This window comes from Microbacterium sp. Leaf151 (assembly GCF_001424225.1).
In the GTDB taxonomy this organism is placed as follows: domain Bacteria; phylum Actinomycetota; class Actinomycetes; order Actinomycetales; family Microbacteriaceae; genus Microbacterium.
In genome coordinates this window covers 885,318-907,679 of sequence record NZ_LMOR01000001.1, presented here as the reverse complement: position 1 = coordinate 907,679, position 22,362 = coordinate 885,318, and the positions used below count along the sequence as shown (strand labels likewise).

Annotated in this window: 18 protein-coding genes and 1 pseudogene; 4 read left to right on the top strand and 15 right to left on the bottom strand. The window is 68.3% G+C overall.

What is annotated here, in order from left to right:
- The 13 genes and pseudogenes from ASF76_RS04075 to ASF76_RS04020 all read right to left on the bottom strand — a co-directional run.
- On the bottom strand, window positions 1-627 hold a 627-nt coding region (locus tag ASF76_RS04075; protein ID WP_442922754.1), incomplete at its 3' end, for an L-arabinose isomerase family protein.
- Window positions 628-668: 41 nt separating this feature from the next.
- Window positions 669-2,267, bottom strand: coding sequence for a xylulokinase (locus tag ASF76_RS04070; protein ID WP_055953468.1), 1,599 nt, complete (start codon window positions 2,265-2,267; stop codon window positions 669-671).
- Between the two features lie 5 nt (window positions 2,268-2,272).
- Window positions 2,273-2,543, bottom strand: a pseudogene (locus ASF76_RS17420) (class II aldolase/adducin family protein); the annotation flags it as partial.
- Between the two features lies 1 nt (window position 2,544).
- A partial coding sequence (locus tag ASF76_RS17415; RefSeq protein ID WP_268774192.1) for an L-ribulose-5-phosphate 4-epimerase occupies window positions 2,545-3,134 on the bottom strand: 590 nt, incomplete at its 3' end.
- The gene (locus ASF76_RS04060; protein WP_055953204.1) at window positions 3,131-4,183 is read right to left on the bottom strand and encodes an ABC transporter permease; all 1,053 of its coding nucleotides are present in this window, start codon (window positions 4,181-4,183) and stop codon (window positions 3,131-3,133) included. The genes ASF76_RS17415 and ASF76_RS04060, both read right to left, overlap by 4 nt.
- Window positions 4,180-5,217 carry an ABC transporter permease gene (locus ASF76_RS04055; protein WP_055953200.1) on the bottom strand — a complete coding sequence of 346 codons (1,038 nt, stop codon included), beginning with the start codon at window positions 5,215-5,217 and terminating at the stop codon, window positions 4,180-4,182. The genes ASF76_RS04060 and ASF76_RS04055 overlap by 4 nt, the downstream gene beginning before the upstream one ends.
- The gene (locus tag ASF76_RS04050) at window positions 5,217-6,788 is read right to left on the bottom strand and encodes a sugar ABC transporter ATP-binding protein (protein WP_055953197.1); all 1,572 of its coding nucleotides are present in this window, start codon (window positions 6,786-6,788) and stop codon (window positions 5,217-5,219) included. The genes ASF76_RS04055 and ASF76_RS04050 overlap by 1 nt, the downstream gene beginning before the upstream one ends.
- 111 nt (window positions 6,789-6,899) lie before the next feature.
- Window positions 6,900-7,907 carry a substrate-binding domain-containing protein gene (locus tag ASF76_RS04045; RefSeq protein ID WP_055953194.1) on the bottom strand — a complete coding sequence of 336 codons (1,008 nt, stop codon included), beginning with the start codon at window positions 7,905-7,907 and terminating at the stop codon, window positions 6,900-6,902.
- A gap of 200 nt (window positions 7,908-8,107) precedes the next feature.
- Complete coding sequence (locus ASF76_RS04040) at window positions 8,108-9,130, bottom strand: LacI family DNA-binding transcriptional regulator (RefSeq protein WP_055953191.1); 1,023 nt, start codon at window positions 9,128-9,130, stop codon at window positions 8,108-8,110.
- Window positions 9,131-9,333: 203 nt separating this feature from the next.
- On the bottom strand, window positions 9,334-9,576 hold the full coding sequence (locus ASF76_RS04035; RefSeq protein WP_055953188.1) for an LPXTG cell wall anchor domain-containing protein: 243 nt from the start codon (window positions 9,574-9,576) through the stop codon (window positions 9,334-9,336).
- Window positions 9,573-10,664, bottom strand: a complete 1,092-nt coding sequence (locus ASF76_RS04030) for a hypothetical protein (RefSeq protein WP_156459121.1) — start codon at window positions 10,662-10,664, stop codon at window positions 9,573-9,575. Before ASF76_RS04030 ends, ASF76_RS04035 begins: the two co-directional genes overlap by 4 nt.
- A 137-nt stretch (window positions 10,665-10,801) precedes the next feature.
- Window positions 10,802-11,446, bottom strand: coding sequence for a hypothetical protein (locus ASF76_RS04025; RefSeq protein WP_055953185.1), 645 nt, complete (start codon window positions 11,444-11,446; stop codon window positions 10,802-10,804).
- Window positions 11,447-11,768: 322 nt separating this feature from the next.
- On the bottom strand, window positions 11,769-14,750 hold the full coding sequence (locus ASF76_RS04020) for an immunoglobulin-like domain-containing protein (protein WP_082484832.1): 2,982 nt from the start codon (window positions 14,748-14,750) through the stop codon (window positions 11,769-11,771).
- A gap of 373 nt (window positions 14,751-15,123) precedes the next feature.
- Between ASF76_RS04020 and ASF76_RS04015 the strand changes: the two genes are divergently transcribed.
- Both ASF76_RS04015 and ASF76_RS04010 read left to right on the top strand, forming a co-directional pair.
- Entirely contained in the window at window positions 15,124-19,455 is a 4,332-nt protein-coding gene (locus ASF76_RS04015; protein ID WP_055953182.1) for a family 43 glycosylhydrolase, read from the top strand.
- Window positions 19,456-19,692: 237 nt separating this feature from the next.
- Entirely contained in the window at window positions 19,693-19,872 is a 180-nt protein-coding gene (locus ASF76_RS04010; RefSeq protein ID WP_055953180.1) for a hypothetical protein, read from the top strand.
- A 158-nt stretch (window positions 19,873-20,030) separates the two neighbouring features.
- Here the strand turns inward: ASF76_RS04010 and ASF76_RS04005 are convergent, their stop codons facing one another.
- Window positions 20,031-20,774 carry a ferritin-like domain-containing protein gene (locus ASF76_RS04005; RefSeq protein ID WP_055953177.1) on the bottom strand — a complete coding sequence of 248 codons (744 nt, stop codon included), beginning with the start codon at window positions 20,772-20,774 and terminating at the stop codon, window positions 20,031-20,033.
- Between the two features lie 79 nt (window positions 20,775-20,853).
- Between ASF76_RS04005 and ASF76_RS04000 the strand changes: the two genes are divergently transcribed.
- Together ASF76_RS04000 and ASF76_RS03995 are read left to right on the top strand one after the other, a co-directional pair.
- The gene (locus ASF76_RS04000; RefSeq protein WP_055953174.1) at window positions 20,854-21,135 is read left to right on the top strand and encodes a hypothetical protein; all 282 of its coding nucleotides are present in this window, start codon (window positions 20,854-20,856) and stop codon (window positions 21,133-21,135) included.
- Between the two features lie 35 nt (window positions 21,136-21,170).
- The gene (locus ASF76_RS03995) at window positions 21,171-21,581 is read left to right on the top strand and encodes a hypothetical protein (RefSeq protein ID WP_055953171.1); all 411 of its coding nucleotides are present in this window, start codon (window positions 21,171-21,173) and stop codon (window positions 21,579-21,581) included.
- Between the two features lie 164 nt (window positions 21,582-21,745).
- Here the strand turns inward: ASF76_RS03995 and ASF76_RS03990 are convergent, their stop codons facing one another.
- Window positions 21,746-22,243, bottom strand: a complete 498-nt coding sequence (locus ASF76_RS03990) for a hypothetical protein (protein ID WP_055953167.1) — start codon at window positions 22,241-22,243, stop codon at window positions 21,746-21,748.
- Between the last annotated feature and the right edge of the window lie 119 nt (window positions 22,244-22,362).

The window sequence follows — 22,362 nt, the reverse complement described above, 5'->3', positions numbered from 1 at the left end:
GACCTGCACGCCGAAGCGCAGCTCGGCCTCGGTCTTGTCACCCTCGGTGACGGCGACGAAGCGCATGTTGTCACCGAAGCGGGCGAGCTTGAGGGTGCGGGCGGCGGTCCAGCCGGCGGCGGCGCGCTCCCAATCTTCGATCTGCTGGCGGACGGCCGGGTTCGACACGTGGCCGACGACCGTCTTGCGCGCGACTCCCAGACGCGTCTGGATGTACCCGAACTCGCGGTCGCCGTGAGCGGCCTGGTTCAGGTTCATGAAGTCGAAGTCGATGTCGTTCCACGGCAACTCGACGTTCGCCTGCGTGTGCAGGTGGAGCAGCGGCTTCTGCAGGGCGTCGAGCCCCGAGATCCACATCTTCGCGGGGCTGAACGTGTGCATCCACGCGATCACGCCGATGACGTCGTCGCGGCCGTTGATCTCCAGCGCCATGCGGCGGATGCTGTCGGAGTCCTTGAGCACGGGCTTCCAGACGACCTTGACGGGCAGGCCGGCGAGTCCCTCGACGACGGCCTGCGACTGCTCGGCGACCTGCTTGAGGGTCTCTTCTCCGTAGAGGTTCTGACTGCCGGTGACGAACCAGACCTCGTAGCCGTCGAGATCGTTCCGGAGAGTGGTGCGGGTCATGCGGGAATTCCTTTTTGTGGTGGGAGTGGCGACGGCCGAGGTCAGGACGTCGCCGCGATCGCGGCGTGCTCGATGGCGAGCCCCGCGCGGTATCGGGTGAGGTAAGCGGCGAACCCGGGGACGTCCTCGGGGTCGGGGTCGATCGAGACGAACCCCGCCTGCGCGAAGACGCGGTCGGTGAGGTAGGCGTCGATCGGGTCGCCCGCGGTGTCTGCGGCGAATGCTGCGAGGACCGCGATCCCCCACGCCCCACCCTCGGACGCGGTTGCCGCAACCGCGACCGGCGCGTCCAGCGCACCGGCGAGGAAGCGCTGCGCGATCCCGGCCGTGCGGAACACACCGCCGTGCGCGTACATGCGGTCGAGCTCCACACCCTCGGCGGCGAGCACGCGCATGCCCAGGGCGAGCGTGCCGAACACGCCGTACAGCTGCGCGCGCATGAAGTTCGCCAGCGTGAGGCGGCTGTCGGGCGTACGGACGAAGAGCGGCCGCCCCTCCGGCAGACCCGCGATGGGTTCTCCCGCCAGGTGGTTGTAGGCGAGCAGGCCGCCGGCGTCGGGCGCACCGTCCAGCGACTCCATGAACAGCGCCTCGAACACCTCGTCGGGGTCGAGGGTGCCGCCGGCAATGGCCGCGAACCGCTCGAACAGCCCCACCCAGGCGGCGAGCTCGCTCGCGCCGTTGTTGCAGTGCACCATGGCGACCAGGTCGCCGGCGGGGGTGGTGACGAGATCCAGCTCGTCGTGCGTGCGGCGAAGCGGCCCTTCGAGCACCACCATGGCGAAGATGCTCGTACCCGCGCTGACGTTACCGGTGCGGGGGGCGACGGAGTTCGTCGCGACCATACCGGTGCCGGCGTCGCCCTCGGGCGGGCAGAACAGCACGCCCGGACGCAGTGCGCCGGTCGGATCCAGGAGCGCCGCACCCTCGGTGGTCAGTTCCCCCGCGGCTTCGCCGGCGACGAGCACGTCGGGCAGCAGCGAGCGGAGGCGGAGGCCCGGGGCCCGCTCCGCCACGAGGCGGTCGAACTTGGCCGCCATGACGGCGTCGTAGTCGCGTGTGGCGACGTCGATGGGAAACATGCCGGAGGCGTCTCCGATGCCGAGCACCCGACGGCCGGTCAGCTTCTCGTGGACGTACCCGGCGAGAGTGGTGAAGGATGCCACGTCGGGGATGTGGTCTTCTTCGTCGAGCACCGCCTGGTAGAGGTGCGCGATCGACCAGCGCAGCGGGATGTTCGTGCCCAGCAGCTCCGACAGCACGCCGGCGGCCCGCTCGGTGGAGGTGTTCCGCCAGGTGCGGAACGGCACGAGCAGCTCCCCCTCGGCGTCGAACGCGAGGTAGCCGTGCATCATCGCCGACACGCCCGCCGCGGCGAGGGTCTCGATCGCGACGCCGTGGAGACGCTGCACGTCGGCAGCCAGCGCAGCGTAGGCGGTCTGCACACCCGTCCAGACGTCGTTCAACGAGTACGTCCAGTTGCCGTCGCGGTAGCGGTTCTCCCAGGCGTGCGAGCCGGTGGCCAGCACGCGGGTGGGCTCGTCGGCATCCACGAGGCAGGCCTTGATGCGGGTCGAACCGAGTTCGATGCCGAGCACGGCGCGGCCGGAGGCGATGACCTCGGCGGGCGAGGTGGTCACGGCGCTCACCGGCGTGCGTCCGTGTTCTGCCCGTACACGTTCTGGTAGCGGTTGTAGAGCGCGTCGATGTGTTCCTGCGGGATGGGGATGAGCGGTCCCGCCTCGCGGGCGATGTGCACGGTGCGCGCGACGTCCTCGAGCATGACGGCCGCCTTCACCGCATCCTTCGCGTTGGAGCCGATCGTGAACGGACCGTGGTTCTGCATGATGACGCCGCGCGAACGGTGACCGCGCAGGGTCTCGACGATGCCCCGGCCGATGGAGTCGTCGCCGATGNCCGATCGTGAACGGACCGTGGTTCTGCATGATGACGCCGCGCGAACGGTGACCGCGCAGGGTCTCGACGATGCCCCGGCCGATGGAGTCGTCGCCGATGATCGCGAACGGGCCGACCGGGATGGGTCCGCCGAACTCGTCGGCCATGGCCGTGATCACGCAGGGAATCTCTTCCCCGCGGGCCGCCCACGCGACGCCGTAGGTGGAGTGCGTGTGCACGACCCCGCCGACCTCGGGCATGTGGCGGTACACGTAGGCGTGGGCTGCCGTGTCGCTCGAGGGGCTGCGCTCACTGCCCGGCGTACCGGGGATCGCGTTGCCGTCGAGGTCGCACAGGATCATGTTCTCGGGCGACAGGTCGTCGTACGAGACGCCCGAGGGCTTGATGACGAACAGATCCGCGCCGGGCACGCGGCCCGAGACGTTTCCGCCGGTCCACACGATCAGGTTGTAGCGCACCAGTTCGGCGTGCAGCCGGGCGACGTCCTCGCGGACACGGTCGATGGATTCCTGGACGCCGGGGGGGAAGTCAGCAGGGGACGCTGCCACGGTGTTCTCCTTGCGGGTGTGCGGGTCGACGACGGTGCTCATTTTCGGCGTCGCGCGGTCAGCACGCGCTGCAGCAGGACGAACGCGAGCAGGATACCGCCGGTGATGATGGTCAGGTATTCGGGGCGGATGCCACCGTCTTTGGTGATGATCATGGCCAGGGCGGCGAGCACCAGCGAACCGACGACCGAACCGAGGACGTAGCCGGCACCGCCGGTCAGGAGCGTTCCGCCGATGACGACGGCGGCGATGGCATCCAGTTCCCATCCGATGCCGGTGACGTTCTGCGCCTTCCCGCCCACCTCGGCTGTGTAGACGACGGCCGCGAGGCCGGCAAGGGCACCGCTGAGCACGTAGATGAGCACGCGGGTGCGGGCGACGGGGAGTCCCATCAGCTGCGCCGAGTTCTCGGCCCCGCCGATGCCGTACACCGTGCGGCCGGTGCGGGTGCGGTGCAGGAGCATGAAGGCGGCTGCGACCACGAGCACGGCGATGAAGAAGCCGGGCGTGAGCACGAGGTCGTTCGTCTTCGGACCGTCGTACAGCTTCCAGTCGGTGGCGAGCACCAGGATCGGGGAGTTGTCCGGTGCCTGCACCGGCACGGTCGAGAGAATGGATGCCAGACCTCGGGCGAGGAACATCATGGCCAGCGTGGCGATGAACGGCTGCACGTTGAAGTACTGGATCAGGACGCCCGAGACGAGACCGAACAGAGCGCCGAACACGATCATCAGGATGACGGCGACCCAGCCGTTGACGCCGTTGTTCATCAGCATGACGCCCGACACCGAGGTGAAGGCGACGACGGCGCCGACCGAGAGGTCGATGCCTCCCGACAGGATGACGATGGTCATGCCGACGGCGAGGATGATCGTGGGCGCGAAGCTGACGAGCAGGCTCGACATGGTGCCGGCGTGGAACACGCGGCCGTATGCGAGCTCGGCGTACACGAGCATCGCGACGAGGAGCACGACGGCGGCCAGCGTCGGGACGGCGGACTGGCTGCGACCCCACATGCGGGAGATCGCCAGGCCCCGCACCGGGACCTCGGTGCCGTGCGAGGGCGACGGGGGTGAGACGGTCGTGCTCATGCGACGACCTCCTTACGGGTACGGCGGCGTCCGGCCTGGAGGACGAAGGTCCTCACCCGCTCGGACTGCAGCAGGACGAGCAGCACGATGACGATGGCCTTGAAGGCCGGGGTCGCCGCGGCGGAGACCCCGAGGAAGAGCACGGTCTTGTTCAGGGTTGCGATCAGCAGAGCCCCGATGGTCGACCCGAGGATGGAGAACTTGCCTCCGGCGAGGGAGGTGCCGCCGATGACGACGGCGAGGATCGCGTCGAGCTCCATCTGGTAGCCGGTGCCCGAGACGTCGACCGTCATGACCTCCGACACCGTGAACAGACCACCGCCGGCGGCGAGGATGCCCGAGAGCACGTAGACGGTGATGAGGATCGGACGAGGACGGATGCCGGCGAGGCGGCTCGCGTCGGGGTTCACACCGATCGACTCGATCATGAGACCCAGTGCGGTGCGGCGCATGATCACGGTGACGATCACGACGATGACGATCGCCGTGACGAAGCTGATCGGCAGTCCGAGCACCTGGCCGTTGGAGATCTGCTGGAACGGCTGGTTCTGCGAGTTGGTGTTCTGCCCGCCCGTGATCACGCGGGCGATACCGCGGGCGGCGAGCATCATCACCAGGGTGCTGATGAACGGCTGGAGCCCCACGACCGAGACGAGCAGGCCGTTGACGAGACCGAGGACCGCGCCGAGCAGCAGCGCGAGGCCGATCGCCATGAACATGGCGCCGAACGAACTCGCCTCGTTGATCGAGCGCAGGAGCTCCATGGCGGCGGCACCACCGACGGCCATGATCGAGCCGACCGAGAGGTCGATGCCCTTCGTGGCGATGACGAAGGTCATGCCGAGGGCGATCATGATGATCGGCGCCGACACCCGCAGGATGTCGAGCAGGTTGCCCGAGAGCTGTCCGGTCGTCGGGTTGATACCGACCGAGAGGTAGGTCGGGTCTTTGATGACGTTCAGCGACAGCAGCAGGACGATGCCGATGATGCCCCAGAACCAGGGGGTGCGCAGAAGCGACTTGAAGACGGTCATCAGCGGGTCTCTCCTTCGGCGAGGGCCTCGGTCTGGGCTTCTGCCTCTTCTTCGGTCTCGGCCGCGATGATCGACACGACGCGCTCGGCGGTGACGTCGGGGCCGTTGACGATCTCGCCGACCTTCTCGTGGTCCTTCATGATCACGATGCGCTCGGACAGGCGAACGACCTCTTCGAGCTCGGACGAGATGAACACGACGCTCATGCCCGCCTCGGCGAGCTCGGCGACGGTTTCCTGGATGTCGGCCTTGGCGCCGACATCGATGCCGCGGGTCGGCTCGTCGAGCAGCAGCAGTTCCGGGTCGGTCGCCAGCCACCGGCCCAGCAGGACCTTCTGCTGATTGCCGCCCGAGAGCAGGCGGATCGGGCGCTCGGGGTCGTTCGGTCGGACGCTGAAACGCTCCATGTAGGTCGAGACGAGCTGGTCGACCTCTTTGGCGGGAATGCGACGCAGCCACCCGCGCTTGGCCTGCAGCGCGAGCATGATGTTCTCGCGGATGCTGAGGTCTCCGATGATGCCGTCGTCGCGACGGTTCTCGGTCGAGTAGGCGATGTGGTTGCCCAGACCCGAGACCGGGGAGTTGACGTTGACCTTCTTGCCCTTGAGGCGCACGGTGCCCGCGTCGGGGCGATCGGCGCCGGCGATGAGGCGAGCGAGTTCGGTGCGACCGGAGCCGAGCAGGCCGGCGAAGCCGACCACCTCCCCCTTGTGGATCTCGATGTCGGTGGGGGCGAGGGCTCCCGCGCGGGCGATGCCCTCGGCGGCGTAGACGGGGGTCTCGTTGCGATCGCGAGCGTCGACCTGGCGATTGGAGCCGAGGGCGCGCAGCGCCTCGATGTCCTTGCCGATCATCTTCGAGATGAGCTGCGTGCGGTCGAGGTCGCGGGTCAGGTACTCGCCCACGAAACCGCCGTTGCGCAGCACCGTGATGCGGTCGCTGATCGCGTAGACCTGATCGAGGAAGTGCGAGACGAAAAGGATGGCCACACCCTGGTCGCGCAGGCGACGCATGACGGTGAAGAGAACCTCGACCTCGGCGGAGTCCAGGCTCGAGGTCGGCTCGTCGAGGATGAGCACCTTCGAGTTGGTGACCATCGCGCGGCTGATGGCGACGAGCTGCTGCAGGGCGATCGAGATCGATGACAGCGGAGCACGGGGGTCGAGGTGGCCGAGACCCATGCCGGTCAGCGCCTCCTTGGCGCGAGCGTGCGTGGCGCGCCAGTTGATGCCGAACGGTCCGCGGATCTCGTGGCCCAGCATGACGTTCTCACCGATGGTGAGGTTGGTGCAGAGGTTGACCTCTTGGTAGACGGTCGAGATGCCGGCCGCCTGCGCCGAGGCGGTGCCGGTCAGGCGCCGCTCCTCGCCGAAGATGAGGATCGATCCGGAGTCGATCTGGTAGACGCCGGTCAGCGCCTTGATGAGCGTGGACTTGCCCGCGCCGTTCTCGCCCATGAGGGTATGGACTTCTCCCGGCAGGAGTCGGAAGTTCACTTCGTCGAGGGCTTTGACGCCGGGGAATGTGATCGATGCGCCGCGGACTTCGACGATCGGTAGGGATTCTGTCATCGCTGACGAACTTCCTCGCTGGTACGGAGCGGGTGGGGAATGCGGAGTGGGGGCAGCCCGGGCGGGCCGCCCCCACTCCATGAGTGGTGCTGTCGAGCGGGTGGACCCGGCTTAGAAGCCGAGGCCCTCGGACAGTGCCGTCTCGGCCGCTTCGGGCGAGTCGAAGGTCGCGCTGTCGACGATGATCGTCTTCTCGACGGTGTCGCCGGCGATGGCCGACTTCACGGCGTCGACGGCGGTGTCGCCGAAGAAGGGGTTGTACTGGGCGACGAAGCTGAGCTGACCGGCGGCCAGTGCCTCGAGCGCACCCTTCGTGCCGTCGATGGTGGCGATCTTGACGTCGGTGCCGGGGGTCAGACCCGCGGCGGAAACAGCCTGAGCGGCGCCGATGCCCATCTCGTCGTTCTGGGCGAAGATGAACTGGATGTCGTTGTTGTTGGCCTTCAGGACGGTCTCGATGACGGACTTACCCTCGTCGGTCTTCCAGTTGGCGGTCTGCGCGCCGACCTTGGTGAAGCCCGATGCGTTGGCGACCTCGGCGTCGAAGCCCTCGTTGCGCTCGTTGACGACCGACAGGCCGGGTACGCCCTCGAGCACGAAGTACTTGGCGCCCGACGGGAAGGCCGAGACGGCCCACGAGCCGACCGACTCCGCGACCTGCTTGTTGTCGGGGGCGATGCGCGTGACGTAGAGGTCGTCGCTCGCGTCGACGCCGCGGTCGAGGAGCACGACCGGGATCTCGGCCTCCTTGGCGAGCTCGAGCGAGGACTCCCAGCCCGAGGCCTCGGTGGCCGTGAGCAGGATGACGTCGACCTCGTCGTTGACGAAGGTCGCGAAAGCGTCGAGCTGCGACTTCTGGTCGCTGGGGCTGGCCGCCGGGGCGTACTTGAGGTCGAAGCCGGCATCCGCGGTGAACGCGTCCTTGATCGCCTGCTCGTTGGCGTTACGCCATCCACCCTCGGGACCGACGGCGACGAAGCCGACCGTGGTGACGTCGCCCGCGGCGTCGCCCTCACCGCTACCTGCATCGGCGCCACCGGCACAGCCGGCGAGGCCAAGGGCGACGACGCCCACACCGATGAATCCGACGACGCCGCGCATGCGCTTCGAAATCGACATTTGTTCTCCTCCTTGAGATCTCTCCAGCATTCGGGTTGGAGAGGGGATGCTGTGCAGCTGTGAGCGGCACTCCTGGTCTTCCTTAGTGTGCGCGCTAACATTCAAGAGCGCAAGACTTTTTCACGAGAAATCCCCGGTTTCAGATCACAACTCGATCACGGCCCGATCGGAGGCCTCGACCGCGTCGATCCCGCGACGAATCAGCCGGGTACGACGGCCGTCGTCGACTCGCGAACGATCAGCTTCGGCCGGATCGTGTCGTGGCTGGGATCGGTGTCGCCCTCGATCGCGGCGATGAGCTGCTGCAGCGCCAGCTCGCCGAGTTCGGCGAAATTCTGGCGGACCGTGGTCAGCGGCGGAAGGAAGTGTCGTGCGTCGGACAGATCGTCGAACCCCACGACGTTCACGTCTTCGGGAACGCGGATGCCGCGACCGTGCAACCCGTGGATGACGCCCAACGCGATCTGGTCGTTCGCCGCGAACACGGCGGTGGTGTCGCCCAGGTCGAAGGACTTCCCGAACTCGAAGCCGAAGTCGCTCGTCCAGTCGCCGATGATGATCGGCCCCTCCGGCAGACCCGCCTCGGAGAGGCATTCGCGCCAGCCCTCCATGCGCTCACGGGCGTCAAACCAGTCCATGGGACCGGCGAGGTGGGCGATGCGCCGATGGCCGAGCCCGATGAGGTGCCGGACGGCCAGTCGCGCACCCTCGCGCTGATCGACGCCGACGGTGTGCCAGGCGGCATCCGCCTCGGCCTTGATGACGATGGTGGGAAGGCCGGTGGTCTGCTGCCGCAGCAGATCGAGCGATGACTCGCGCGGCGCGATGACGCACAACGCGTCGACCCCCTGGGTGACGAGCTCCATCACCCCGGAATCCATCTGCGACGCGTCGTCATCGCCGATCGAGAACGCGCTCACGGCGTACCCCACCTCGCGTGCCGCCTTCTCGAGGGCGCGGAGGGTGCTGTTCGGACCGTTCTGCACGGGCCCGTCGATGAGCACGCCGATCCGGCGGGCTCGCCGGGTGGCGAGGGCCCGGGCGATCGAACTCGGCGTGTAGTTCATCTCCTCGATCGCCTGCAAGACACGCGCGCGCGTCGTCTCGCGGATGTTCGGATGGCCGTTCAAGACCCGCGACACCGTCATGTGCGACACGCCGGCGCGACGCGCGACGTCGTAGATGCTGGGCCGCTGCCACCCGCGACTCGAGGACTGGGGCATTGAGGTCTTCCGATCCGAACATCATGGGCGAGGTGCGCACCGGACGATCCCAACGCACAGGCAGGCCACGGACCACGCCGAAAAAGGCCTGATCACAACATTCCATACTATTCGCCGACCCCGCACGCGTCACGGCCGGACGATAGGCATGCGCCCTCTCCCCTCGCCGCCGGATGACACGCGCGACGACGGGGGCCGCGCTCTCACGCGCGGCGACGGTGACGATGCAGCAGAGCCACACCGACGGCCACGACGACGACGGCCCCGGCGGCCATCAGCCAGGCCGGCTCGAACCCGGTGGCCGCGAGCCATCCGTGGTCGGGCACGCCGGACGGCGACGGCGTGACGCCCGCGGGGGCGGAGGGAAGGACCGTCGGCAGGGGGGTGATGTCGACGTCGACGTAGACGGCTTCGTCTCGCTGCAGCACCGTCGCCGCAAGGGTCATCGGCGTCCCTCTGTGGGCGCGGAGTCCGTGGCCTCGGTGCGGCCGGGGGCGGCTTCCGTCGACGTGGGCGAGACGACGTCGGCCGAGGCGGCGGCCGAGCCGTTCGCCGCGAGACGCCCTTCTTCGCGCGCACGATCGAGGGCGGCCGTGAAGCGGCGGCGGCGCCAGAAGAGGGCCGCGACGATCAGCAGGACGCCGAGCAGGACGAGGAGTTGCGGCACGGGGATCGCCCACAGCGACGCATCCGCCGACTGGGGTGCGACCTCGACGGCACCGCCGCCCAGATCGGTCGCCGTCGGCGCCAGGTCGATGGATCCCGGCACGAAGAACGTGGGCCACACATCGGCGACCGCGACGGTGAACGAGCGGGACTCCCCCGGCAGAAGCTCTTGGCGCGGTGCGCCGTCGGCGGGGAAGACCGCGGATCCGGTGCCGATGGTCGTAGCCCCGGTGACGAGCAGGCTGGCGTTGCCGGTGTTCTCGACCGTGAACGACGTGCTCGCGGAGCCCGGACGGAACGGGTTCCACGACATGTCGTATCCCGACTCGATCCCCGAAACGGCGTACGAGGGAACGATGTCGCCGGTGACGCGCGTCATCACGCGGAAGCCGACGCGGCTCTCGACCCCGACCTCGGAGCCGCTGGCGTCGGTACCGACGGAGGAGACGGACGCGGCGATGCCCGCCGCGTGGTCACCCGGGATGGCTCCCTCCGGCACCGTGGTGGTGAAGGGAACGACGACGGTACCGTTCGGTCCGACCGTGACCGAGTCGGGCAGGTCGATCCACAGACCCGCGTCGACGGACTCCTTATCGGAGGGCAGCATGTTGAACCGCCCGTTGTCGGTGTAGTAGCCGTCCGCCGCGGAGAGGGCGAACGTCACCTCCGTGCGGCTGAGGTTGCGGACGGCGAGGAAGTCCGCCCGCGAAGCCCCGGGGTCGAGTTCCTGCTGGATGACACCGCGATCGTCGGCGCCCGACTCGTCGGCCGGAGTGACCGACCAGGTGATGTCATCGGCGGATGCCGCGGATGCGGCGGGTACGCCGACGATGAACGGCGCGACGACAGCCGCGAGAGCGACTGTCATCCGCATGAGAAAGGGGCGTGTCCTGAACATACCGCTGCGTCACCATCCCAGATGTTCGTCGATCCCGTCGACATCGACCCGTATACGAAACTGCGGGCCGAGTCCTGTTCAGGACTCGGCCCGCTCGCGCTTCGAGCTTACGGGGTGTAAGCGTCCTCGAACAGCGACAGCGTCAGCGTCGACGAGTACGCGCCCGGCGTGACACCGGTGTCGGTCTTCAGCACCAGGGCGGCGTTCGCGGTCCACGAGGACTCTCCGCCCTCCTTGACGGCGGCCGAGTCGAGGGCGGTGTACAGCAGCTCCTGGTCGACGAGGCCGACCGCGTCGTCTCCGGTGTCCTCGGACGTCTGGACCTCTTCACCCTCGGCAACGAGACCGGTGTCGCCCTCGTTGAGGAGGTTGGGGGTCCAGCCGAGGTGGTCGGGGGAGATGGTGGCGCCGCCCGGGCCGGTGAAGGCCGAGGCCTGACCGACCACATACCAGTAGCGCTCCGCCGGGATGTCGGCGACATCGCGGGTGTCGGTGACGGTGACGGTGGGCAGGGCGCCGTCGAACTGGCGCACCTCGGCGTCACCTGACGGGGACTCCGTCAGCGTGGCCGACGTGCCGGCCACCGTGAGGCTCAGGCTGCCGGGACCGTCGACGGGCGCGATCTGCACGTTGACGTCGACGTTCTCGTCTCCGACCTCGGCGGCGAAAGCGGCACCAGCGGTGCCCACGAGCACCAGACCGCCGGCAGCAGCCACGGCGATACGCGCCACGGCACCCTTGGAAAACTTCATTGTGTACTCCATTTCTTCGCCCGACACCGACGTCGAACGACTAGCAAGCTCACCGGACGCTCCGGTCGTTGCGGGAAGGATCCGGGTCATCCCCCGCCCCGCGACATGATGAATGTTAGCGAGAACACCAACCGAAGACAAGTGTTTCGAATGGTGGACGAGGAATCGGGATCACGGGTCGCGCGGCGAGGAGCGCGCGCCTTCGGACCGCGGCACCGCCGCTCACGGGAGCGGCGGTGGCGCGACCCGCGGGGTTCAGCGGGAGGACCCGCGCGCCGGCGGATGACCCGATCGACTCGGGCCACCCACCGGCGACGCAGGGTCAGCCGCAGCTGCCCCGGGGGGTCGGTACGGTGAACGACGTCGCGTCATTCTTCGTACCGCTGGTCACCGCGTCGATCGACAGCGTCCCGGCGTCGACCGATGCCGCGCGCGTCGCGAACGTCGTCGAGGCGGACTTGCCCGCGGCGACGGTGATCTTCTTGCTGCCGAAGGAACCGGCGACCGTGACGTCGGCGGCGACGGAGTCGGCGTTGGTCACCGTCACGACCTGCGTCACCTTGCCGGCGATGCAGCGGTTCGCCGCGGTGGCGGACAGGTCGAGACCCAGCGACAGCGCCTCGGACGACGACGCGGTGACCCGGCCGTCGGCGTACCCGTCGTATCGCGCGGTCACCGAGCGCACCGTGGCCGGCACCTCGACGGAGGCGGAGCGCTGGCTGAGCTTCACCGTCTGCGTCCAGCCTTCGCCCGTGAAGGTCACGGTGCCCGCGACGTCACCCCGGTCGGCGGCGGCGACGACGGCGGTGGCCGTGCGCCCCTCACGCGTGAGGGCGGTGGTCGAAGCGACCGCCTTGACCGACGTCCAATCGCGCATGGCGGTGAGGACCGACTGGTTCACGCTCACGAACGAACCGTGGCGCGGGCTGGCGGGCAGGCCGCCGACCGGGCGGACGTTCCAATCGGCGCGACGCGACAGGCGGTCGCTCTGCGAGCTGCTCGCGATGGCACCGCCCGTGGTGACGAAGGCACGGTATCCGCCCGCACCGAAGTTGTCGACGAGGAAGGCGTATCCGTCGCCCCCGGCATTGTTCGGGTCACCCTCGTTGAGCTTGACGATCTGCGGACCCTCGCCGACCTCGTTCGTCTCGAGACGGGTCATGTAGGTGTCGGTGAGCTGCCACGTCTTCTCGGGATCGGCATTCCAGTCCGAGCGGGTCGTCGGCGCGGTCAGCACCTTCGACCGCTCGAGGAAGATGTCCTTGCCCGCCTCGAGGCCGTCGGCTGCGCCGCCCTCTTCGTTCTTGGAGAAGCGGTAGTAGTAGTCGCCGATCTTCTGCACGGTCGAGTCGATGCGGGCGAAGCCGGTGTTCTGCCACTCGGTGGGCGGGTAGGTGAACGTCTTGAAGTCGCGCGTGAGCACGTAGAACACCCGCGCCTGCAGGTTGTCGGTGTTGGTGTGCGACGCGTCCTTGTACAGACGCGACGAGAAGTGCACGACGTACGACTGCAGCGCGTCGTCCCAGTAGGCCTCGGGGGCCCAGGTCATGCCGGCCTCGGGCTGGTTGACCGTGATGCCCTCGTTGACGCCGTTCGTGCGGGTCCACTGCACGAGGTCGGTCGATTCCCAGACCTCGATCTTGAGCGAGCCGTTCGACTGCGCCGGGCCCCAGCCCGTGCCGCAGCTGATGCACAGGTCGGTGGCGACCATGTAGTACTTGTCGCCGTCCTTCGACCGCAGGATGTACGGGTCGCGCAGACCCTTCGTGTCGGTCGTCGACGTGATGACGGGCTGACCGCCGTTCACGGGCGAGAACGAGAAGAAGTCGTTGCCCGACGTCGCCGCCTGGTAGATCTTCTCGTCGCCGTCGGACTTGAAGTACGCCGCGGCGTATCCGGCATCCGGAGCCCAGCGTCCCTTCTCGGCGACCGTGACCTCGAACGTCTTCTGCGCGGACTGCCCGTTGAGGGTGGCCGTCGCCGTCAGCGTGACCTTCGCGTCTCCCGCGCCGTAGGCGGGACGTGCGACGAGACCGCCGCCGCGGTAGGGGTCGGCGGCACCGACGGCCGGCGCGACGTACGCGGCCGAGGTCGAGGAGACCAGGGCGGGGTTCGACGAGGTCCAGCTGATCGCGGCGCCGTTGACGGCGCCCTTCGTGGCCAGCGGCAGGTTTTCGGTCGTGCGGGATGCCAGGGAGATGGCATCCAGGTCGGTGGAGACGCTGGGAGCGATGACTGTGACGTCGAAGGTCAGGACGCCCAGCGAGCTCGTCGCCGTGAGGGTCACCGCGGTGTTCGCCGTGATCGAGCGCGAGACGACCCCGGTGGTCGACACGACGGCCGGGTTGGACGACGCCCAGGTCAGCGCGACGCCGTTCACGGACGAGGCGAGGTTGAGGTTGCTCGAGACGCTGTCGAGCGAGGTGTTGGAGCGCAGCATGGTCGCCGCGACGTCACCACGCAGGAGCGCGGAGGTGGTCGACGACTTCTGCGACGCCGTGGGCATGCTCGACCCGACCTGCGCGGAGGTGAGCGCCGCGTCCCAGAACTTGACGTCGGTGACGTCGGCGCGCAGCAGCGAGTCGCCCTGGTAGAGCGACCGGCCGAGGTAACCGAGCACGTTGCCCGAGGGGATGATCGAGCTGAGCGAGTTGGCGTGCGTGAGGGTCGAGATGACGCTCCCGTCGCGGTACAGCGTCAAGGTGTTGCCGCTGCCGACCATCGTCAGGGTCGTGAACCCCGGATTGAGTCCGCCGCCGGCGGGCATACGCGTCTCGCCGTTGCTGCTACCGCTCTTGACGCGGATGGCGGCGAGCACCTGGTCGGTGTAGCCGCCCTGCGCCGAACGCGGGCTGAGGAAGATGTGGTTGCCGAGCTGCGTGGTGTTCCACGGCCCGACGCCGTCGCCGATGACCCACCCGAAGTGGTTCGCCGCGGACTGTGCCGCGACCGTGTACTCGACGGTGAAGTCGTTGTCGGTTCCCGTGACCAGGCCCTTGGGAAGCGCGGCGTAGCCGTCGGCTTTGAACCGCAGCACGGCGTCACCGGCGGCGTCGGCGAACGACGCGTCGGTGAAACCGGTGAGCGAGGCGTTGCGACCGTTGCCCGAGACGTCGAGCAGCGACGTGCCGGAGTGCGACATGTCGTAGTGCGCCGTCGGTGCCGGCACGTCGGCGGCGTACGCGGCGGGCGCGACCATGCTCATCGTCGAGGCGACGAGCACGCCGGTGACAGACGCGGTCAGCGCCTTCGACACACGACGCGAACGCACGGCTCGGGGTGGGCGGGTGACCGGTGATCTCATCTTCGAGACCTTTCTCTCGGCGCTGTGCGCGCGGCTTCGACGGTGGGGGCCGAGGCGAAGCGGTGGGGTGGTGCGCCGAGGCGGCGGCGCGTCGGTCGCCCCCGGGAAGGACGACCTCGAGAGCGCTCGCGCGCTCCCGTGAGGCGACGGCGGATGCCGATCGTGCTGCACACGTTAGCGGTACCAGTCGCGCGGGGCAATCATTCGTTGACGTCAACATCCGCGTGCTCCCGTGCGACTGCGACGGGCACCCGCTGCCTCACTGCCCGCGCGGGCAGTGAGGCTACGAGGTCTTGTTTCGGCCCCCTGTGAGCGATAACATTCAGCATCCCTGCACGACGGCAGCCAACGACGGCTGTCCGAAAGGATCGCAATGGAGCACCCCCTGCCCCGCCGCGCGCTCGCGAGCGTCGCGACACTCGCCCTTGCGCTGACCGGCGCCCTCGTCGCCGCGCAGCCCGCTGCCGCCGCCGATGACCGGCTCGTCGCCCATTACCCCCTCACGGACGCGAGCGGCACCACCGCCGTCGATGCGTCCGGCAAGGGTCGAAACGCCACCTACGTCGGAGGCGCGGCCCTGACGGGCGGCGAGGGCGTGCGGCTGGACGGCACCGACGACTACGTCGACCTGCCCGACAACCTGCTGGCCGGCCTCGACTCGATCACCATCAGCACCGACGTCCTGGTGCGCGGCGATCAGGGCACGCCGTACTTCATCTACGGCCTCGGCAACACGGACGGCGGGGGTGTCGGCAACGGCTACCTCTACTCGACCGGCAACTCGTACAAGACGTCGATCGCGACGGGCAACTGGAGCACCGAGCAGACGGTGAACAGCAACGCCAACCTGCAGCGCGACGTGTGGAAGACCCTCACCTACACCCTCGACGACGCCACCGACACGGCGCGCATCTACCTCGACGGCGCGCAGGTCGGCCAGGCCACGGGCGTCACCACCAAGCCGAGCGCCATCGGCGGCGGATCCACCGCGGCGAACTACATCGGCCGCTCGGTCTACAACGCCGACCGCCGCCTCGCCGGCAGCGTGCGCGACTTCCGGGTCTACAACGCCGCCCTGTCGGCATCCGATGTCGCCGCCCTCGTCCCCACCGACGCCACCCGTCTGCAGCGCGACGCCGCGGCCCTTTCGCTCGGCGACCTGAGCGCCGTGACCGCCGACCTGCGTCTGCCCACGACGGGCGTCAACGGCGCCGCCATCAGCTGGGCCTCCAGCAACACCGCCGCGGTGAGCGCGACCGGCAAGGTCACGCGCCCGGCGGCCGGACAGCAGCCCGCCACCGCGACGCTGACGGCGACCCTAACCCGTGGCTCGGCCACCGAGACCCGCACCTTCGCCGTCACCGTGGCGGCGATGCCGGGCAACGCCGAGCTCGCGAAGGCCGACCTCGACAAGATCAGCATTCCTAACGCCACCGACGTGCGCGGCAACATCACCCTCCCGGCCACCGGGTCGGTCAACGGCACGGCCATCACGTGGTCGGCCTCGCCGTCGGGTGTGATCTCGACGTCGGCGACCGGCGGCAAAGCTGCCGGCGTCGTCACGCGCGGCGCGACCGACACGAAGGTGACGCTGACCGCCGCGGCATCCGGAACATCCGTCACCCGTCAGATCGAGGTCACGGTCAGGGCCGCTCCGGCGGGTCTCGACAAGGACTACACAGCCGGATACCTGTGGACCCACTTCGCCACCGAGGGCGGCTACGAGAAGATCTTCATGGGGCACAGCACCGACGGTCTGCACTGGGAGAAGCTGAACGACAACAAGTCGATCCTCGCGAACCTGGGCGGCGACCTCGGCGTGCGCGACCCGCACCTCGTGCGCTCCCCCGAGGGCGACAAGTACTGGATCATCGGCACCGACCTGCACGCCGAAGGCGGCGGAGCCGGCGGTTCGGGCTGGGACCAGCTCAACGCCAGCCAGAACCTCGTCGTGTGGGAGTCCACTGACTTGGTGAACTGGAGCGACCAGCGCATCGTCTTCGCCGGCTTCGACAAGGCCGGCTGCGTGTGGGCGCCCGAGGCGATCTACAACGAGGCGACCGGCGAGTACTACGTGTACTGGGCCGCGCGCGACCAGACCGACAACAACACGCCCGACTGGGCGCTGCGCATGTACCTCACCAAGACGCGTGACTTCACGACGTTCACGAAGCCCGAGATCTGGACGACGCTGAACCCGAAGGGCGACGGTCAGGGCGGTCGGAACATCATCGACTCGACCATCGCGAAGGAGGGCGACACCTACTACCGGTTCTCGACCTCCGACTGGGACACGGTCGTCGACACCGCCCCGTCGCTCGACGGTCCCTGGACGCAGAAGATCGCTCCCGGGCAAGCTGCCGCGGCGGGTCTGCGCGGCCGCATGGAGGGTCTCACCGTCTACCAGCTGCCCGATGGTCGATGGTCGGTCATGGGCGACGAGTTCAACTACTACGCTCACACCGCCGACACACTCGCCGGCAACAAATACACCCAGCTGAGCGCCGGTCCCGGAGCGAACCAATTCTCGTTCGACCAGAGCTTCCGTCACGGGTCCGTCCTGCGCCTCTCGAAGGCGGAAGAGGCGCGTCTGCTCGAGAAGTACGGCGACACCCCGGTCACACCGGAAGAGCCTCAGCAGGGCCCGATCGCGGAGTACACGTTCGAGAACGGCTCCCTCGCCGACTCGGTGGGCGACGCCGACCTCACCGCCTCCGGCACGGCATCCATCGCCACGGATGCCGAGAAGGGCTCGGCTCTGAAGCTGACCGGTGCGGCGAACGGCTTCGCCTCGTTCCCGACCGGGTTCTTCGACGGCCGCGACACGATGACGGTCTCGATGGACATCAAGTCCGAGCGCACGAGCGGGAACTTCTTCACCTTCGCCTTCGGGCAGAGCCAGGACAAGTACTCCTTCCTGCGGGTGCGGGGCGGTGAGGCGCGCACCGCGATCACGAAGGCGACGTGGCAGAACGAGTCCGACGTCACCGGCAGCATCTCGAGCGGCCAGTGGCACAAGTACGACCTCGTCTACGACGGCAAGACGCTGCGCATGTACATCGACGGGGTGAAGGTCGATGAGAACCTCGCCCTGAACGCCTCGGTGAGCGAGCTCGGCTCCAACCTCATGGGCTATCTCGGCAAGTCGCTGTACAGCGCGGACGGGTACTTCCAGGGCTGGTACGACAACGTCCGGGTATACAACCGGGCGCTGTCGAACACGGAGATCCTGCAGAACGCGGGCGTCGAGGACCAGCTGCTCGACGTGTCGCTCACGCAGCCCGAGAAGCTGAAGATGGCTCCGATCACCGACGGCAAGGCGCGCACCGTCATCCTGCCGGTGGTCAAGGGAACCGACGTGTCGAAGCTCGCCCCGACCTTCACCACGGTCCCCGGCTCCACGGTGTCGCCCGCCTCGGGCACGACCGTCGACCTGACCGCTCCGGTCACCTACACCGTGACGACGCCCTCGGGCGCCAAGGCGGAGTGGAAGATCGAGGCGCGCGTGGTCAACAGCCCCGTGCTGCCCGGCCTGTACGCCGACCCGAACATCGCGGTGTTCGGTGACACGTACTACATCTACGCGACGTCCGACGGCTTCCCCGGCTGGGGCGGCAAGGAGTTCTACGTCTGGAAGTCGAAGAACCTGACGGACTGGACGCGGTCGGCGACGCCCTTCCTCACGCTCGACGGGACCAACGGCAACGTGCCGTGGGCCACGGGCAACGCGTGGGCGCCCACCATCATCGAGCGCGACGGGAAGCACTACTTCTACTTCAGCGGCCACAACGCCGCCCTCGACCGCAAGACGATCGGTGTCGCCGTGGCCGACAACCCCGAGGGGCCCTTCACGGCGGAGCCCAACGCGATGATCCTCAACAACGAGGCCGTCACGTCGGGCCAGGCCATCGACCCCGCCGCCTTCCACGACCCGGTGACGGGCAAGTGGTACCTCGGCTGGGGCAACGGCTCCCCCGTTCTGGCAGAGCTGGCCGACGACATGAAGTCGATCAAGCCGGGCACCTACCAGCGGATCAACGGCCTGACCGACTTCCGCGAGGGCGTGTTCTTCAACTACCGGAAGGGCCTGTACCACCTGACCTACGCCATCGATGACACCGGATCGGAGAACTACCGCGTCGGGTACGCCACCGCGACGAGCATGAACGGGCCCTGGACGTACCGCGGCGTGATCCTCGAGAAGGACCTGTCTCTCGGCATCAAGGGGCCGGGCCACAGCTCGATCATCAACGTTCCCGGAACCGACGACTGGTACATCGCGTACCACCGCTTCGCGATGCCGAACGGCAACGGGAACAACCGCGAGACCACCATCGACAAGGTGACGTTCGGCGCCGACGGCCTCATGCAGAAGGTCATCCCGACCCTCGAGAGCGTGAAGCCGCAGACTGTTCCCTCGCCGGGTCCCGAGGTCACGGCCGCCGTGACCAGCCGGTGCGTGGCGGGCAAGGTGGTGCTGGCGGTGTCGGTCACCAACCGTGACGATGCCCCGGTTTCGCTGAACATGACGTCGGACCACGGGTCGAAGACGGTGGCATCCCTCGCCGCGGGCAAGACGACGACGCAGAGCTTCACGGTGCGCGCGTCGTCGCTGGCGGCCGGCACCGTGACGGTCACCGCGACCGACGCGGGTGGCGCAGCGACCGAGGTGAAGGCCGGATACGGCGCGCGCACCTGCGGCTGAGACGTGACGCGCCTCACCGGTGGGTGAGGAGGGTGGGCCCCGGCTTCGGCCGGGGCCCACTTCGCGTGGGGGCTGCGGCTCCCGCCGGGACTCCTTGTCGTTCTCTCAGGAAAACCTCTTGTTACCGAGAACGCGACCACGTTAGCGTGGAACAAGAGGTCACCCTCGCCCACCGACCAGGGTTCCCTGAACCCGCGTAGGGGTCGTCGACGTCGACGGCTCCGAGAAAGATTCCCGATGACTCGTCGTCAGATTCTCTCCGTCCTCGCCAGAGGGCTGCTCGTCACCTCGGCCGTCGCGCCGGTGGGACTGGTCGCCTGGGAGCAGGCCGATTTCGAGAGCAGCGCCGTCTTCCAGATGGACGCCTCCGAGCCCGACACCCTGTTCATCAACGGGCGCGCGTTCATTCTGGAGTGACACCGCCGCGGGCGATCCGGCCCGTCGCGCGATCGTCCTCCCCCTCAGTGGATCGGCATCCCGGTTCCCTCCGGAGGGACGCCGCGATCACCGCCTCGACTGCGGAGCGTTCGTCGACCCGCGCACGATCAGCTCCGGCGGGATCATGTCATCGCGCATCATTCTCGGCTCAACGTCGCTCCAGCCGCTCGACGAAGCGATCGCAGTGCCGCTCCCCAGAAGCTCCTCACCGGCAGACCGCACACCCGAAGAGCGGCGCGATGGTCGATGGCGACCACCGTTGCGGCGCCGACAGCGACGCACCACCACGCGAGGAACACGACCCCTCGAACGGGGGTCGGCATCCGGACGAAACCCGGCCGCAACTGGTCGATCTGAAAAGCGAGGTGGTGCTCCTCATCGAGGGCGATTCGTGTTCCGATGGCACTCATCACTTCATCCGGTCCAGACCGCGCGAGGACGACGAAGTAGGGCATGGCCACCGCCTCGGCGGCCAGAAACAGTGCCAGTTCGGTGCGCAAACCGAGCGAGCGGCGCAACCGGGTGAACACCTCGTCGGACCGGTGGGTGGTCACAGTGTCCGCACCCAGATACTGAAGTCCCCGCTTGAAGAGCGTCGAGTGCCGTTGCTCCTCCGCTGCGAGCATCCGCAGCGCCTCCCGCGGGGCCGCACTCTGCCCTCGGGCCGTGCGCAAGAGATGTAACCCCTCTCCCCCTTCACCCAGTTCGAATCTCTGAAACGACCGGATGACAGCCGTGCGCACGTTCTCCGGAAGGTCCGCCGCAGTGTCCCAGTCGACGCCCGCCTCGATGGCCTCCCCGCGCGCTCGGTTCGCAGCGAAGTGGCCCACCCACCCGTCGAAGACCTGGTCGGGCATGTCCGTCGGCGGGCGAAGCGTCATCGCGCAAGCCTCGCAGTCGGCACTCCCTCGACCCGACGCCGAATCCGCGAACGCGGTCCGCGCCTGAGAGACTGCACCCGTGAGCGGAAAGATCTGGGGATTCATCACCGCAGCTATCGGGTTGACGACCATCGTCTTGCTCGTCATCTACGGCACCGAGTACGGAACGTGGCTCGATGAGATCGGTCCGCTCATCGATCTGGAAGATGCCGCAGCCGCGCCGACCATCGCACTGCCCGCGGCGATCGGACTTCTCGCAATCGGGCAGCTCGTGGGCGGCCTCGCCGTAGGACTGACCGCCTCACACCCAGAGCGGGTCGCTGCCGCACCCGCGCACCCGTCGAAACCCGGCCCCGAATGAGCCACACAGATCACTCGCGCGGCCGGCCGCGAGCAGTGCGCATACTCGTTCTGATCGTCGTGGTCGCTGTCGTCGCGGCTTGCGGACTGTGGGTCGGGCGGCTGCTCTTCGACAGCCAGTGGACGCTGACGTTGCACGAACTCCTCGAGAACACCGGGGCCGAGAACCCTCCGGTGACCGAGCCGCGGGACATCACCGGTACCGCGTGCGGGGAGGCGGTGGAGTGCGTCGAGGCTTACGCCACACAGGAAGCGACGTACTACCGATTCGGCTCGCGAGGGGCGGCCGAGCGATTCGCGGCGACCGTCGAAGACGGATTCCGGTCGAACTACATCGTGATGGACTTCGCGGGCGCCACGGCAGCTTCCGCGTCCGAGCAGCTCTGGGCGATGCAGCATCTCGCCGGCACCTGGCAGGACTACGAGGGCACTTTCCCGGACCGGTGACCGCCGGGCCGGGTGGGCGGCCGGTCGGTTCGCGGTGCCACCTGCAGAGACCGCGGACGTCCATCAGCATGAGCTCTCGCCGTTGGCGTGATGGCCGGCTCCGGGCCGGGACTCGATCTCGAGACGACGAACCCCCGAAGCCCCCGGGCGAGCAATGCCGCGCCTCAACGCTGGGTGATCGGCCAACTCTCCACGTCGAACTGCGCGAACGGCTGCGGGGAGAAGATCGAGTAGGAACCCCAGTCGTCGATCTGGAGCGTCATGACAGCGATCCACCCAACCGCCAGAGCGACCAGCGTGACGATCACGATCGCCATCCGCGCGTTCCCCAGGATGCGAAACGCGTAGTCCTCATCGACAGCGCGTCGCAGGATGAGCGTGAGCGAGCCGATCACGATCGCCGCCAGCAAGAGGAAGACAAGTGGACTCGGGCTCAGCGTCGCCATACCGCAGGAGGGCTCGATATCGGTGGGGGCGCCGTCCGCGGTGAGGAAACCCTGCCCGTTCGAGCTGATGCCGCCCGTGCAGCTCTGATGCGTCCCGCGGAGGAACGTGCCCAACACCCCCGACGCGACGACTCCCCACACGAGAAGCGAACGGATGCCGACGATGATCGCCGCCCCGGGAAGCAGCGGCGTCGAGTTCTCGGCGGTGGCGGTCATGACGTCCTCCTCGGAAGAGAGCGGGGTTTTCACTCTCCCACGGTTCGTGGGTCGCGGCGATCCTGCTGGATGTCAGTTCGGAGCCGCGCCTTGGGTCGTCTCCCATTGAGCCGAGCGGT